This is a genomic window from Nocardioides sp. NPDC047086 (assembly GCF_040643685.1).
GTDB lineage: Bacteria > Actinomycetota > Actinomycetes > Propionibacteriales > Nocardioidaceae > Nocardioides.
Genome location: NZ_JBEYUV010000010.1, coordinates 109,603 through 122,830 on the forward strand (window position 1 = coordinate 109,603; position 13,228 = coordinate 122,830).

The window sequence follows — 13,228 nt, forward strand, 5'->3', positions numbered from 1 at the left end:
ACAGTCGCGTACGCCGCTGTGTTGGCCTCGGCACGGATTCGCTCGTCCCTCACGAATCCGGCTCGACCAGCGGATGGACTACTCGGTCTCGGCCTTCGTCGGCCGCTCGAGCATCTCGTCCATGATCTCGCTGACCGTCTTGGCGCCGGAGACGACGTCGTCGACGTACTGCGCCAGCGGCACGTCCACCCCGACCTTCGCGGCCAGCTCGCGCAGCGAGTGGGACGACTTGGCGCCCTCGGCGACCTGGTGGCTGGAGGCGAGGATGTCGGCGGTGGTCATGCCCTTGCCGAGCTTCTCCCCGAACGTACGGTTGCGGGAGAGCGGCGAGGAGCAGGTCGCGGCCAGGTCGCCGAGGCCGGCCAGCCCCATGAGGGTCATCGGGTTGGCGCCCAGCTGCATCGCCAGTCGCGCGGTCTCGGCGAGACCTCGGGTGATCAGGGACGCCTGGGTGTTGTCGCCGAACCCCATCCCGGCGGCCATCCCGGTGGAGATCGCGACGACGTTCTTGTAGGCCCCGCCGATCTCGCAGCCGACCACGTCGGTCGAGGTGTAGGGGCGGAACGCGGGCGAGTGCACCCGCGCCTGGATCGTCTTGGCGACCTCCTCATCAGCACACGCCACCACACCGGCGGCGGGCTCGCGACGGATGATCTCCTTGGAGAGGTTGGGGCCGCTGACGACCGCGATCCGCTCCGGCCCCGCCCCGGTGACGTGGGCGATCACCTCGCTCATCCGCTCGAGGGTGCCGAGCTCGACACCCTTCATCAGCGATACCAGCGGTACGTCCTGGGGCAGGAACGGCGTCCAGTCGGTGAGGTTGGCACGCAGCGTCTGCGACGGCGCCGCGAGGACGACCAGCTCGGCCTCGTGGGCGGCCTTCTCGATGTCGTGGGTGGCGCTGATGTTGTGCGGCAGCTCGGTGCCCGGGTGGTAGTCGGGGTTCTCGTGGGTGTCGTTGATCGCCGCCGCGACCTCCTCGCGGCGCGCCCACATCGTCACCTCGTTGCCCGCGTCGGCGAGGATGACCGAGAACGCGGTGCCCCATGAGCCCGCTCCGAAGACCGCTACCTTGCCGCGACGCTCACTCAATTGCTGTCCTTCTTCTTCGTCTTGCGGGGGTCGCCGGTCGCGTTCACGCCGGCCTTCTTCGGGTCGAAGAGCTCGCTGGGCGGCTCCTCCTCCCGGATGTCGGCCACCAGACCGACGATCGCCTTCATGATCCGGTCGGTCGCCTGGTTGACGACCGCCGGCGTGTGGTCCTGGACCTCGAGATCCTTCAGATCCACCGGATCACCGATCTTCATCTGGATCATCTTGCGACCGATCAGGTGCGGCTTGAGAGAGTACGCCGGAAGCAGCTCCTGGGCTCCCCACTGTCCCACCGGGTAGACCGGGGCACCGGTCGCGAGCGCGATCCGTGCTGCACCGGACTTGCCGCGCATCGGCCAGCCGGCCGGGTCCTTGGTGATGGACCCCTCGACGTAGACGACCACGATGCTGCCCTCGTTGACGGCCTTCACGGCCGCGTCGAACGCCGACGCGCCGGCCGTCCGGTCGACGGGGATCTGCCGGGCTGCCCGCAGGAACTTGCCCAACGGCCCCTTGAACAACGCCGCCTTGGCCAGGTAGCTCGGCCTACGTCCGTAGTCCCACACGATGTGCGCGGCGGTGAACGGGTCGATCTCGGAGACATGGTTGAGCGCGAACACCGCTCCCCCGCTCTCGGGGATCTTCTCGCCGCCGTCCCACTGGTGCTTGGTGGTTGCGAGCAGGACGGGCTTCACGATGCCGACGGCCACGACCCACGGCCAGCCGAGCCTGCCCTCCTGGAACTTCCGGTACTTTCCCACGCAGGGCAGGCTACCGGGCCGTCACCTCGAGGTTGTGAGATACCTGTCAGGATCTACCCTGTGCCTGCACCTGCACCCGGTTACGTCGTCCTGCTGCCCGTCAAGCCTCCGGCGCGCGGCAAGTCCCGACTGGTCGGCATCGAGTCCCACGAACGGGCCGACCTGGCTCGCTCGTTCGCCCTCGACACCGCCGAGTCGTGCCTGGCTGCCTCCGCCGTCGGCGCCGTGCTGGTGATCACCGACGACTCCTTCTTCGCCGCCGACGTCGCCCGCCTCGGCGCCGCCGTCATCCCCGACGGGGTCAGCGGAGACCTCAACGAGACCCTCGTGCAGGGTGCGCTCGAGGCCCGGCGCCGCTGGCCGGACCTTCGCCCCGCGGCCCTGTGCGGGGACCTGCCCGCGCTCCGCTCCGCCGACCTCGACGCGGCGCTCCGCGCGGCGCACGGGTTCGGGGCCGCGTACGTCGAGGACGCGGCAGGCGGGGGCACCACCCTCTACACCGCGCGCCACGACCGGTTCCGGCCCGCGTTCGGGCCCGGGTCGGCCGCCGCCCATCACGACGGTGGCGCCCATCCGCTGGCGGGCGACCTCCACTCGCTGCGCCACGACGTCGACACCCTCGAGGACCTCGAGAACGTACGCAGGTTGGGACTCGGGCCGCGTACGGCTCTCGCGTCGGTGCGGGTCGGCAGCCTCGGCTAGGAGTCGTCGGACGGCGTCTCGGTCCCGGTGGCCGGGGTCGCCGAGGTCCCGTTCCCCGGCGTCTTCTTCGCCGTAGTCGTCTTCTTCGCCGCAGTCGGGTTCGCGGGGGCCTTCTTGGCCGTCGTCTTCTTGGCTGCGGTCGTCTTCTTCGCTGCGGTCGTCTTCTTCGCTGCGGTCGTCTTCTTCGCTGCCGTCGTCTTCTTGGCCGCAGTCGATTTCTTTGCGGCAGTCGTCTTCGCCGGGGTCGTCTTGGCCGGGGTCTCCGTCGCAGGGGTCTCCGTCGCAGGGGTCTCCGTCGCAGGGGTCTCCGTCGCAGGAGTTGCCGCAGCGGGGGTTGCCGCGGCGGAGGTCTTCTTCGCCGCAGGAGCCTTCTTGGCGGTCGACTTCTTGGCAGCGGTCTTCTTGGCGGTGTCGCTCTTCGTGGCCGTCGTCTTCTTCGCCGCCGTCGTCTTCTTCGCAGGGCTCTTCTTGGCCGCGGTCGTCTTGGCAGCGCCCGTCTCAGCCGTTGTCGTCTTCGCCGGCGCGGGCTTCGCGGCCGGGGTGGCAGCCGCCGGGGCGGCCTTGACCGGCTCGGCCACCGGGTCCGCGACGGGCTTGGCGGGCGACTCGACGACCGGCTCGGCAGCCTTGGCCGGCGCCTTGCGTCCGGGCCTCGGCACCTTGACCTTGGGAACGGAGGGGAGCTTGACCTTCCCGGTCACCACATCGGTGACCAGCTTGCCCGCCGTCTCCTTCACCGCGCCGACTACCTTTCCGGCCTGCTTGCTTGCATCAGCTACTCGTTTTCTCACCACCCGATCGACCTTAGGCCATGCCCGCACGTTCAGGACATACCGACGGGATGTGAAAACGGATTGTTCACCTGATCTCTCCTGATTCCGACACCCCGACGTGGTTACCGTGGAGAGACTCGGGGCACGTCGGCAGCACCGCTTCGACATCGCAAGCCTTCGGGTGACAGGACGAGGAAGGTACGACCATCACCGACGTGCACATCGACGAGGAGCAGCCCACCGTGGTGCTCGAGGAACCGCAGACCACGGTGAGGCCCAGCCGCGCCGGGATCCTGTTCTCGGCCTGCATCATCCTCGCCCTGATCGCCTCCGTGGCCTGGCTGGCCGTCCACACGACCCGGCTCGCCGAGGGCCGCACCGGCGCCGACGTACCGACGCCGGCACCACCCGCTCCGACGGTCCGCAACAGCGAGCCGGCGATCCCGGCGACGTACGCCGATCTGCCCGTCGGCCCAGCGACGACCCTACCGTTCGTGGACCGGGACGGCCGGCTCCAGCTCGGCGCGAAGCCGCAGAAGGTCTTCGGCTCTCGGATGAGCGTGGCCGGATGGACGGTACTGATGTACGAGCGCGCCGACAAGCCCGGCCCGGTGTGGATCGCACGGCGCGGGTCGACCATCCAGGTCCCGGGCCTGTGGACCCAGCCGGTCCTGAGCAAGGACGGCAACCTGCTCTTCGCGCTCCAGCAGACCGGCGACGCGGCGTCCGCCCTCGTCGCCGTCGACACCACGACGGGCGAGGAGGCCGACCGGCTCGTGCTCGAGGGCACCCCTGCCGCCACCGCGGTGCTCGGCACCGACCGCACCCGCGCCTACTTCCGCACCGGCATCGTGCCCACCCCGCCGGCCGTGCCCGGCAACTACGGCGAGCTGACCGTCTCCCGGCCGCCGGTGACCGCCTGGAACCCCGGCGAGGCCACGCAGCGGATCTCGCTGCCGCTCGGCTACCAGCAGCTGATCCCGCTGCGGCGCGGCGTACTCCTCCACAACCCCAGCGAGTGGGAGGCCCGCTTCGCCGCCATCGAGGCCGACGGCAGCCTCACCCAGCCCGGCGTCCACGCGCCCCTGCCCGGTTCGGTCGCCGACTCCCCCGACGGCTCGATCGTCGCCATCGCCCGCAACCCCAGCGACCCCGGGATGATCAGCTACGGCGCCGAGCGCGGCATCGCGGTCAACATGAGCACCTCCGAGCACATCGACCTGCGCGTACCCGACTCCGTCGAGAAGGTCTACGTCGCCGGTTTCGAGTCCGACCGCAGCGTCGTCCTCTACACCGCGACCGTGGCCGATTCCTGGTACCTCCGCTGCTGGGTCGACACCGGCTCCTGCGACCGCATCACCGACTCCCAGCGCGGCGCCGACGGTCGCCAGATCCGCCTCCCCGGCCTCCCCTAGCCCGAGACGTCAGCCGCGTCGGCCGAGAACGCAGTTGTGGGCGACGAGAATGCACTCTCGTCCCCCACAACTGACGATTCGATCTACCTAACTGACGCCTCGGCGGGGCTCAGGCGTGCTGGGTGACCGGCTTGAAGGAGGGCCGGGTCGCCTCGTACGTGGCGATGTCGTCCTCGTGGGAGAGCGTGATGCCGATGTCGTCGAGGCCCTCGAGGAGGCGCCAGCGGGTGTAGTCGTCGATGTCGAAGGAGTCCTCGATGGCGTCGGAACCCTCGCCGGCACGGACGGTGCGCGACTCCAGGTCGACGGTGATCTGGGCACCGGGGTTGTCGTCGAGGTAGTCCCACAGCTTCTGGACGACCTTCTCGTCGACCTTCGCCGCGAGCAGGCCGGCCTTGCCGGAGTTACCGCGGAAGATGTCGCCGAAGCGGCTCGAGATGACGACCCGGAAGCCGTAGTCCATCAGCGCCCAGACGGCGTGCTCACGCGAGGAGCCGGTGCCGAAGTCGGGGCCGGCGACGAGAACGGAGGCCCCGGCGTACGCCTCGTTGTTGAGGACGAAGGTCGGGTCGTTGCGCCAGGCGGCGAAGAGGCCGTCCTCGAAACCGGTGCGGGTGACGCGCTTGAGGTAGACCGCGGGGATGATCTGGTCGGTGTCGACGTTGCTGCGACGCAGGGGTACGCCGACGCCGGCGTGGGTGGTGAACTTGTCCATGGCTCAGGCTCCAACGGTGACGAGGTCGGCGGGCGAGGAGAGGGTGCCGCGTACGGCGGTGGCGGCAGCCACCTCCGGCGAGACCAGGTGGGTGCGACCGCCCTTGCCCTGGCGACCCTCGAAGTTGCGGTTGGAGGTGGAGGCCGAACGCTCGCCGGGGGCGAGGGTGTCGGGGTTCATACCCAGGCACATCGAGCAGCCCGCACCGCGCCACTCGGCACCGGCGTCGAGGAAGATCTTGTGCAGACCCTCCTCCTCCGCCTGGAGGCGCACCTTCGCCGAGCCGGGGACGACCAGGAAGCGGGTCCCCTCGGCGACGTGGTGGCCCTGGATGATGTCGGCAGCCGTACGCAGGTCTTCCATGCGCCCGTTGGTGCAGGAGCCGAGGAAGACGGTGTCGATGTGCACCTCGCGCATCGGGGTGCCGGCCTCGAGGCCCATGTAGGTCAGAGCCTTCTCGGCCGCGATCTTCGCGTCGGCGTCCTCGAAGTCGTCGGGGCTGGGGACGGCCGCGCCCAGCGGGACGCCCTGGCCGGGGTTGGTGCCCCAGGTGACGAACGGGGTGACCTCGGCGGCGTCGAGGACGATCTCCTTGTCGAAGACGGCGTCCTCGTCGGTGACCAGGGACTTCCAGTGCGCGACGGCCTGGTCCCACTCGGCGCCCTTCGGGGCCTCGGGCTTGTCCTTGATGTAGGCGAACGTGGTCTCGTCGGGGGCGATCATGCCGGCCTTGGCACCCCACTCGATCGACATGTTGCAGATCGTCATCCGGGCCTCCATGGAGAGCTCACGGATGGCCTCGCCGCGATACTCCACGATGTAACCCTGGCCACCGCCGGTGCCGGTCCTGGAGATCAGGGTGAGGATCAGGTCCTTGGCGCTCACGCCCTCGGGCAGGGTGCCGTCGACCGTGACCGCCATCGTCTTCGGCTTGTCCTGCATCAGCGTCTGAGTCGCGAGCACGTGCTCGACCTCGGAGGTGCCGATGCCGAACGCGATAGCACCGAACGCGCCGTGCGTGGAGGTGTGCGAGTCACCGCACACGATGGTCATTCCCGGCTGGGTGAGCCCCAGCTGCGGGCCGACGACGTGCACGATCCCCTGCTCGGCGTCGCCGAGCGGGTGCAGCCGTACGCCGAACTCCTCGGCGTTCTTGCGCAGCGTCTCGACCTGGGTGCGGCTGACCGGGTCGGCGATCGGCTTGTCCCAGTCGAGGGTCGGGACGTTGTGGTCCTCGGTGGCGATGGTGAGGTCCGGGCGGCGCACCGGCCGGTTGGAGAGCCGCAGGCCGTCGAAGGCCTGCGGGCTGGTCACCTCGTGGATGAGGTGAAGGTCGATGTAGAGGAGATCGGGCTCTCCGGCGGTCGACCGGACGACATGCTCGTCCCACACCTTCTCCGACAAGGTCCTGCCCATGACACGTTCTCCATCTGGCATCTTTGGTCTGTAGTGGCCGGTGGCGGTTCGAGCGTTGAATCCTGGTGTCAGATCCGCCACTTCCAGTCTGCTTCTCCGAGCCTAACGTTGCATCTCAGGTTCTGAGAAGTTAGTCTTGCGATATGGACAGTTCCAGCGGTGTGGGCGTGCTCGACAAGGCCGCCCTTGTGCTCACAGCTCTCGAATCCGGCCCAGCGACCCTGGCCGGCCTGGTGGCCGGGACGGGGCTGGCCCGCCCGACCGCACACCGTCTGGCGGTCGCGCTCGAGCACCACCGTCTGGTCGCCCGCGACATGCAGGGCCGCTTCGTCCTCGGCCCGCGCCTGGCCGAGCTCTCCGCCGCCGCCGGCGAGGACCGACTGCTGGCCACCGCCGGGCCCGTCCTGGCCCGCCTGCGCGACATCACCGGTGAGTCGGCGCAGCTGTGGCGGCGCCAGGGCGACTTCCGCGTCTGCGTGGCTGCCGCCGAGCGTCCCTCCGGCCTGCGCGACACCATCCCCGTCGGCTCGCAGCTGACGATGCGTGCCGGGTCGGCAGCTCAAATACTGATCGCGTGGGAGGACCCCGAGCGCCTCCACCGCGGGCTGCAGAACGCCGCCTTCTCCGCGGCTGCCCTCTCCGGCATCCGCCGCCGCGGCTGGGCGCAGTCGATCGGCGAGCGCGAGGCCGGCGTCGCGTCGGTCTCCGCCCCGGTCCGCTCCCCCGGTGGCAAGGTCATCGCCGCAGTCTCCGTCTCCGGCCCCCTCGAGCGCCTCACCCGCCAGCCCGGCAAGATGCACGCCCCGGCCGTCCTCGCCGCTGCCGACCGGCTCTCGGAGTCGCTGCGGCGCGCGGCTGCGGAGTAGCGCCGCCGGATGCTCACCGAGGCGATGTCCTGAGCTTGTCGAAGGGTAACTCGGTGGGTGCCCGCTTCCCTCGCGGAGTTCCACGAAGGGAGCGTCACCTGACCGAGGTAACTCGGTGAGCATTCAGCCGCAGATCTCCCGCACCGCCTCGCGCACGGCCTTGAAGTCCTCCGTACGCGTCTGGGCCTCGGAGGACGCGACGATCACCGCCACGCGGTAGTCGTCGAAGAGCCGGGGCCGGGCGTCCTCGAGGTCACCGACGACCAGCACGATCACACCGGCAGGGGTGCTCTCGGCGAACCGCACCGACCAGGTCGGCTGCTGGAGCCCGCCGACGCGTTCGATCGTGTTCTTCGCCTCGTCGCTCGACACGTCCTGATCGCACCTCGCGCGGCCGTTGACCAGCAGCTCGCTCTCGGCCTCGCTCCGGCTCTCCCCTGCCGCGGGCTCGGCGGGGTCGGTGGGTTCAGCGGGTTCCGCGGCCTCCTCGCCACACCCGGCGAGGGCAGCCACGAGCACGGCGGCCGCCAGCGGCGTACGCCACCAGAGTCTCGGCATCAGAAGAGCGCACCGCTCTCCAGGCCCAGCAGCGTCGTCTTGCGGTCCAGGCCACCGGCGTAGCCGGTCAGGGAACCGTCGGCACCGACGACACGGTGACACGGGATGACGATCGGGATGGGGTTCCTGCCATTGGCGAGCCCGACGGCGCGCGCGCCGTGGCCGGTCAGCGACAGGCGGCCGGCGATCTGGCCGTAGGAGCAGGTCGTGCCGTACTCGATCTGCCGCAGCTGCTCCCAGACCCGCTCCTGGAACGCCGTGCCCGCAGGCGCCAGCGGGAGGTCGAAAGTTGTCCGGTCACCGGCGAAGTACTCGGCGAGCTGCCGGGCACACTCCACCAGCAGCGGATCCGAGTCGGACCGGTCGCCGAGCACCCGGCCGTTGGCATAGTCGGCCGGCATGAAGTCGATCGCGGTGATCGCGCCGTCGTGCGCGACCAGCCGGAGCTCGCCGACGGGCGAGTCGATGAGAGTCCACATCACAGTTTCTCCAAGGCAGTCAGTGAGGTCCACAGATAGAGCAGGGCGTACGAGCGCCACGGCCGCCACGCGGCGACGTCCGCCGCGGGCGCACCGAGCACTTCCAGCGCTCGTTTGATGCCGACATCGGTCGGCAGGAAGACATCGGGATGGCCGAGAGCACGCAGCGCGACGTAGTCGGCGGTCCACGGACCGACTCCGGGCAGGCCGATCAGCTGCTCGTGCACGACGTCGCGGTCGGTGCCGCGGTCCAGCTGGAGCTCGCCGGAGGCGAGCGCCGCGGCCAGACCGGTGACCGCGCGTCCCCGCGAGCGCGGCATCGGCATGCCGGCCGGATCAGCGGCGGCCAGGACCTCCGCGGACGGGAACAGATGAGTGAGGCCGTCGATGTCGGTCGTGATCGGGCGACCGTGCTCGGCGACGATCCCGGCCAGCACGGTGCGCGCTCCGGCGACCGAGACCTGCTGGCCCACGATCGTACGCAGCGCCAGCTCGCCCCCGTCGACGGTGCCCGGCACCCGCAGCCCCGGTAGCGCCCGGGCCAGCGGACCGATCACCTCGTCCCCGACGAAGACGTCGCCGACCGCACGCGGGTCGCAGTCGGCGTCGAGCAGCCGGCGGGCACGCTCGACGGCGGCGGTGGTGTCGCGCAGGTCGGCGAGCTTGAAGGTCGCGTGGACGAAGCCGGTCTCGCCCTCGGGGATGTCGGCGAGCTCGAGACGCAGCGTGCCCGGCCCGTTGGGCAGGTCGAGCGTCCGGGCGAACCATCGCCGCCCGTCCTCGACCCCGGCGACCTCGACGCCCGGCACCAGATGATCGCGCAGGAAGGAATGCAGGGCTCGGCCGGCGAACGGGGTGCGGACGGCGAGCCGGAGCGCGATCGTCCCGTCAGCCCGGCGCCGCGAGCCACGGCGGCCGCGGAGCTCGGTCGGCGAGGCCGCATAGACCTCGCGGACGGTGTCGTTGAACTGACGTACGCTCGAGAAGCCGGCGGCGAAGGCGATGTCCGCGAAGCCGAGCTCGGTGGTCTCGACCAGGGTCCGGGCGGTCTGCGCGCGGCGCGCCCTGGCCAGCGCCAGGGGACCGGCGCCGAGCTCGGTGGTCAGCAGCCGGGTCAGGTGGCGAGGCGAGTAGCCGACCCGATGAGCCAGCCCCTCCACCCCTTCCCTGTCGACGACGCCGTCGGCGATCAGCCGCATCGCGCGCCCGGCCAGGGTGGCGGCCACGTCCCACTCCGGGCTGCCCGGGGTGGCATCGGGGCGGCAGCGCTTGCAGGCCCGGTAGCCGGCGGCCTGAGCCGCCGCCGCGGTCCGGTGGAAGGAGACGTTGGTCAGCGCCGGGGTCCGGGCCGGGCACGAGGGCCGGCAGTAGATCCCGGTGGAGGCCACCGCCGTGTAGAAGATGCCGTCGAAGCGGCGGTCGCGCGAACGTACAGCGCGATAGCACGATTCGAAGTCGAGTCCGTTCACGCTCGTCGTTCCATCCATGTCCACCATGTTGCCGCGTTCGGAAAGAAATTACGCGCGGTTTTCGGACAGTGCCTTCCTCATGGTTTCACAATGCCGTTACCTGAAGCAGCAACCTCTCGGCTCATTGGCGCGTACAACCTGTGTGGGCTGCGCACGGAGACGGTCTGCTCAGGCAGACGGTGAGGGAGGGTGATGGGGACCGAAGCGAGGTCGGGGACACGTACGGTCGTGCTCACCGTCGTGGTCACGATGCTGTTCCTGGCGGTCGGCACCGGGATCGGCACCTGGGCGTTCTACGACCATCTCAACAGCAACCTCGGCTCCGGCGGCGACATCCGCCACCTCGTCGATGAGCCCGAGAACGAGGACGAGGGCCCCAAGCAGCCGCTCAACATCTTGATCCTGGGCACCGACGGGCGCGACTGCGACGGCTGCTCCATCGACGGCGAGGGTGGCTCCGGCGGCTCCGACAGCACGATCCTGCTCCACGTCGCCTCCGACCGGAAGTCGGCCTACGGCGTCTCGATCCCGCGCGACGCGCTCGTCGACCGGCCGGAGTGCACCGCCGCGGACGGCACCACGATCCCCGAGGCGAGCGGGGTGATGTGGAACGAGGCCTACTCCCTGGCCGGCCCGATCTGCACCGCCCGCCAGACCGAGCTGCTCACCGGGATCCCGATCGACCACTACATCGCGCTCGACTTCGCGGGGTTCCGCGGGATGGTCGACGCCGTCGGTGGGGTCACGATCTGCATCCCCGAGGCGATCGACGACGAGGAGCACAACATCTTCCTGCCCGCCGGGACCCACAACCTGCGCGGGAAACAGGCCCTCGACTACGTCCGCAACCGCTCCTCCACCCCCAACGCCGACCTGGGCCGGATGCGGCGTCAGCAGTACTTCCTCACCGCCCTCGCCACCAAGGTCCTCTCCGCCGGCACCCTGACCCGCCCGCGTCGGCTCGCCACGTTCGCCACCGAGCTCTCCCGGTCGATCACCACCGACATCGGCTCCGTCGCCGGGCTGGCCGACCTGGCCGGCCAGATGCGGGACCTGGACCCCTCGACCATCGAGTTCGAGACCGTGCCCAACCGGGCCTACCCCGCCGGCGACCCCAACTGGGGCCGCCTCGAGATCCTCCCGCAGGCCGAGAGTCTGTGGACGCGGATGCTCGAGGACCGTCCGCTCCACGACGCGACGGCCTCCCCCGCTCCCTCGCCGACGACCTCCGCCCCCGCTGGAATTCCTGAGGTCAGCGCCTCACCGGACGAGGTCCCGGCCGACACCGTGACTCCCGAGGACCAGGAGAAGGACGCCGCCGACAACGGCCTGTGCTCGCCCGCCTGAATGTGATGTGATCCACTCACCTCATGACCAACACCACGGTTCCCGTCGGGGTCGGTGCCCTCACCTTCGATCAGGTAGTCGCCGTCGCCCGCCACCACGCCCCCATCACCCTGACCGACGAGTCGCTGGCCGCGATGACCACGAGCCGCGAGCTCATCGAGTCGCTGGCCCACGACACCCGGCCCCACTACGGCATCTCGACCGGTTTCGGCGCCCTGGCCAACACCTCGATCCCGCCCGAGCACCGCGCCCAGCTGCAGGCCTCGCTGGTCCGTTCGCACGCGGCCTCCTCGGGCACGGAGGTCGAGAAGGAGGTCGTACGCGGCCTCATGCTGCTGCGCCTCTCGACCCTCGCCACGGGGCGGACCGGGGTGCGCCCCGAGGTCGCCCAGACCTACGCCGCCCTCCTCAACGCCCAGATCACCCCGGTGATCGGTGAGTACGGCTCGCTCGGCTGCTCCGGCGACCTGGCCCCGCTGGCCCACTGCGCGCTCGCGGCGATGGGCGAAGGAGACGTACGCAACGCCGACGGGGATCTGGTGCCCGCGGCCGAGGCGCTGGCAGCCGCCGAAATCACCCCGGTGCGGCTGCGCGAGAAGGAGGGGCTGGCGCTGATCAACGGCACCGACGGGATGCTGGCGATGCTCGTCCTGGCCCTCGCCGACCTCGACGACCTGGTCGCCACTGCCGACATCGCCGGAGCGCTGAGCATCGAGGGGCTCCAGGGCACCGACAGCGTCTTCGCCGAGGATCTCCAGGCCCTGCGTCCGCACGCCGGCCAGGCGACCTCGGCCGCCAACATCCGCGCCGTCCTCGCCGGCAGCGGCATCGTCGCCGACCACCGCGGCACCGGGTTCACCCGGGTGCAGGACGCCTACTCGCTGCGCTGCGCACCCCAGGTCCACGGCGCGGTGCGCGACACCATGGCCCATGCCGCCCACGTGGCCGAGACCGAGCTCGCCAGCGCGGTCGACAACCCGGTGGTCACGCTCGACGGCAGGGTCGAGTCCAACGGCAACTTCCACGGCGCACCGGTCGGCTACGTACTCGACTTCCTGGCGATCGCCACCGCCGACCTCGCCTCGATCTCCGAGCGCCGCACCGACCGCTTCCTCGACAAGTCGCGCAACCACGGGCTGCCGCCGTTCCTGGCCCACGATCCCGGGGTCGACTCCGGGCACATGATCGCGCAGTACACCCAGGCCGGGATCGTCTCCGACCTCAAGCGTCTCGCGGTGCCGGCGAGCGTCGACTCCATCCCCACCTCCGCGATGCAGGAGGACCACGTCTCGATGGGCTGGAACGCCGCCCGCAAGCTCCGCCGCGCGATCTGCGGGGCTCAGCAGGTCGTGGCCATCGAGGTCCTCACCGCCGCCCGCGCGATCGACATGCGCGCTCCCGAGCGTCCTGGCGCCGTCGGCGCCGCGCTGGTCGCGCAGATCCGCGAGCTGGTCCCGCCCCCGGGCCCCGACCGCTTCCTGGCCCCCGACATCAAGGCCGTCGTGGGCCTCGTCGCCACCGGCGCGCTCCTGGGCAAGGCGCGCGAGCTCGCCGACATCCGCTGACTGCTGCGGCGGCGCCAGTTTCCCGCCATAGCGGGAAACTGGCGCCGACACGCTCCCCCGGAACGACCTT

13 protein-coding genes are annotated in these 13,228 nt (G+C 70.6%); 5 read left to right on the forward strand and 8 right to left on the reverse strand.

Features of this window, described 5'->3' with window-relative positions:
• Window positions 1–78 precede the first annotated feature (78 nt).
• Both ABZ796_RS10175 and ABZ796_RS10180 read right to left on the reverse strand, forming a co-directional pair.
• Window positions 79–1,092 (reverse strand): NAD(P)H-dependent glycerol-3-phosphate dehydrogenase, encoded by a 1,014-nt coding sequence (locus ABZ796_RS10175; protein WP_357336620.1) that lies wholly within the window; start codon window positions 1,090–1,092, stop codon window positions 79–81.
• Window positions 1,089–1,853, reverse strand: a complete 765-nt coding sequence (locus ABZ796_RS10180; protein WP_357336622.1) for a lysophospholipid acyltransferase family protein — start codon at window positions 1,851–1,853, stop codon at window positions 1,089–1,091. The genes ABZ796_RS10175 and ABZ796_RS10180 overlap by 4 nt, the downstream gene beginning before the upstream one ends.
• A gap of 60 nt (window positions 1,854–1,913) precedes the next feature.
• On the opposite strand from ABZ796_RS10180, the gene cofC reads away from it, so the two are divergent.
• Entirely contained in the window at window positions 1,914–2,555 is a 642-nt protein-coding gene (cofC, locus tag ABZ796_RS10185) for a 2-phospho-L-lactate guanylyltransferase (RefSeq protein WP_357336623.1), read from the forward strand.
• Here cofC and ABZ796_RS10190 read toward each other — a convergent pair.
• Window positions 2,552–3,292, reverse strand: a complete 741-nt coding sequence (locus ABZ796_RS10190; RefSeq protein WP_357336625.1) for a hypothetical protein — start codon at window positions 3,290–3,292, stop codon at window positions 2,552–2,554. The two genes, cofC and ABZ796_RS10190, sit on opposite strands and share 4 nt — an antisense overlap.
• Window positions 3,293–3,543: 251 nt before the next feature.
• On the opposite strand from ABZ796_RS10190, the gene ABZ796_RS10195 reads away from it, so the two are divergent.
• Complete coding sequence (locus ABZ796_RS10195; RefSeq protein ID WP_357336627.1) at window positions 3,544–4,743, forward strand: hypothetical protein; 1,200 nt, start codon at window positions 3,544–3,546, stop codon at window positions 4,741–4,743.
• Window positions 4,744–4,852: 109 nt separating this feature from the next.
• Here the strand turns inward: ABZ796_RS10195 and leuD are convergent, their stop codons facing one another.
• Together leuD and leuC are read right to left on the reverse strand one after the other, a co-directional pair.
• Window positions 4,853–5,458 carry a 3-isopropylmalate dehydratase small subunit gene (gene leuD / locus ABZ796_RS10200; RefSeq protein WP_357336628.1) on the reverse strand — a complete coding sequence of 202 codons (606 nt, stop codon included), beginning with the start codon at window positions 5,456–5,458 and terminating at the stop codon, window positions 4,853–4,855.
• Between the two features lie 3 nt (window positions 5,459–5,461).
• The gene (gene leuC, locus ABZ796_RS10205; protein WP_357336630.1) at window positions 5,462–6,874 is read right to left on the reverse strand and encodes a 3-isopropylmalate dehydratase large subunit; all 1,413 of its coding nucleotides are present in this window, start codon (window positions 6,872–6,874) and stop codon (window positions 5,462–5,464) included.
• Window positions 6,875–7,017: 143 nt separating this feature from the next.
• On the opposite strand from leuC, the gene ABZ796_RS10210 reads away from it, so the two are divergent.
• Entirely contained in the window at window positions 7,018–7,740 is a 723-nt protein-coding gene (locus ABZ796_RS10210) for an IclR family transcriptional regulator (RefSeq protein ID WP_008358359.1), read from the forward strand.
• Window positions 7,741–7,863: 123 nt separating this feature from the next.
• Here ABZ796_RS10210 and ABZ796_RS10215 read toward each other — a convergent pair whose 3' ends face one another.
• The 3 genes from ABZ796_RS10215 to ABZ796_RS10225 are packed head-to-tail and all read right to left on the reverse strand — an operon-like array spanning window position 7,864 to window position 10,264.
• Complete coding sequence (locus ABZ796_RS10215; protein WP_357336632.1) at window positions 7,864–8,298, reverse strand: hypothetical protein; 435 nt, start codon at window positions 8,296–8,298, stop codon at window positions 7,864–7,866.
• Window positions 8,298–8,777, reverse strand: coding sequence for a methylated-DNA--[protein]-cysteine S-methyltransferase (locus ABZ796_RS10220; RefSeq protein ID WP_357336633.1), 480 nt, complete (start codon window positions 8,775–8,777; stop codon window positions 8,298–8,300). The genes ABZ796_RS10215 and ABZ796_RS10220 overlap by 1 nt, the downstream gene beginning before the upstream one ends.
• Window positions 8,777–10,264, reverse strand: coding sequence for an Ada metal-binding domain-containing protein (locus ABZ796_RS10225; protein ID WP_357336635.1), 1,488 nt, complete (start codon window positions 10,262–10,264; stop codon window positions 8,777–8,779). The genes ABZ796_RS10220 and ABZ796_RS10225 overlap by 1 nt, the downstream gene beginning before the upstream one ends.
• A gap of 174 nt (window positions 10,265–10,438) precedes the next feature.
• On the opposite strand from ABZ796_RS10225, the gene ABZ796_RS10230 reads away from it, so the two are divergent.
• Window positions 10,439–11,593 (forward strand): LCP family protein, encoded by a 1,155-nt coding sequence (locus tag ABZ796_RS10230; RefSeq protein WP_357336637.1) that lies wholly within the window; start codon window positions 10,439–10,441, stop codon window positions 11,591–11,593.
• A gap of 23 nt (window positions 11,594–11,616) precedes the next feature.
• Window positions 11,617–13,158, forward strand: a complete 1,542-nt coding sequence (hutH, locus tag ABZ796_RS10235; protein ID WP_357336638.1) for a histidine ammonia-lyase — start codon at window positions 11,617–11,619, stop codon at window positions 13,156–13,158.
• The last annotated feature ends 70 nt before the right edge of the window (window positions 13,159–13,228 follow it).

Bases quoted from the DNA above. Each gene is read 5' to 3' on its own strand.
- leuD (WP_357336628.1), bottom strand. From the start codon at position 5,458: ATGGACAAGTTCACCACCCACGCCGGCGTCGGCGTACCCCTGCGTCGC.
- leuC (WP_357336630.1), bottom strand. From the start codon at position 6,874: ATGGGCAGGACCTTGTCGGAGAAGGTGTGGGACGAGCATGTCGTCCGG.
- ABZ796_RS10210 (WP_008358359.1), top strand. From the start codon at position 7,018: ATGGACAGTTCCAGCGGTGTGGGCGTGCTCGACAAGGCCGCCCTTGTG.
- ABZ796_RS10215 (WP_357336632.1), bottom strand. From the start codon at position 8,298: ATGCCGAGACTCTGGTGGCGTACGCCGCTGGCGGCCGCCGTGCTCGTG.
- ABZ796_RS10220 (WP_357336633.1), bottom strand. From the start codon at position 8,777: ATGTGGACTCTCATCGACTCGCCCGTCGGCGAGCTCCGGCTGGTCGCG.
- ABZ796_RS10225 (WP_357336635.1), bottom strand. From the start codon at position 10,264: ATGGATGGAACGACGAGCGTGAACGGACTCGACTTCGAATCGTGCTAT.
- ABZ796_RS10230 (WP_357336637.1), top strand. From the start codon at position 10,439: ATGGGGACCGAAGCGAGGTCGGGGACACGTACGGTCGTGCTCACCGTC.
- hutH (WP_357336638.1), top strand. From the start codon at position 11,617: ATGACCAACACCACGGTTCCCGTCGGGGTCGGTGCCCTCACCTTCGAT.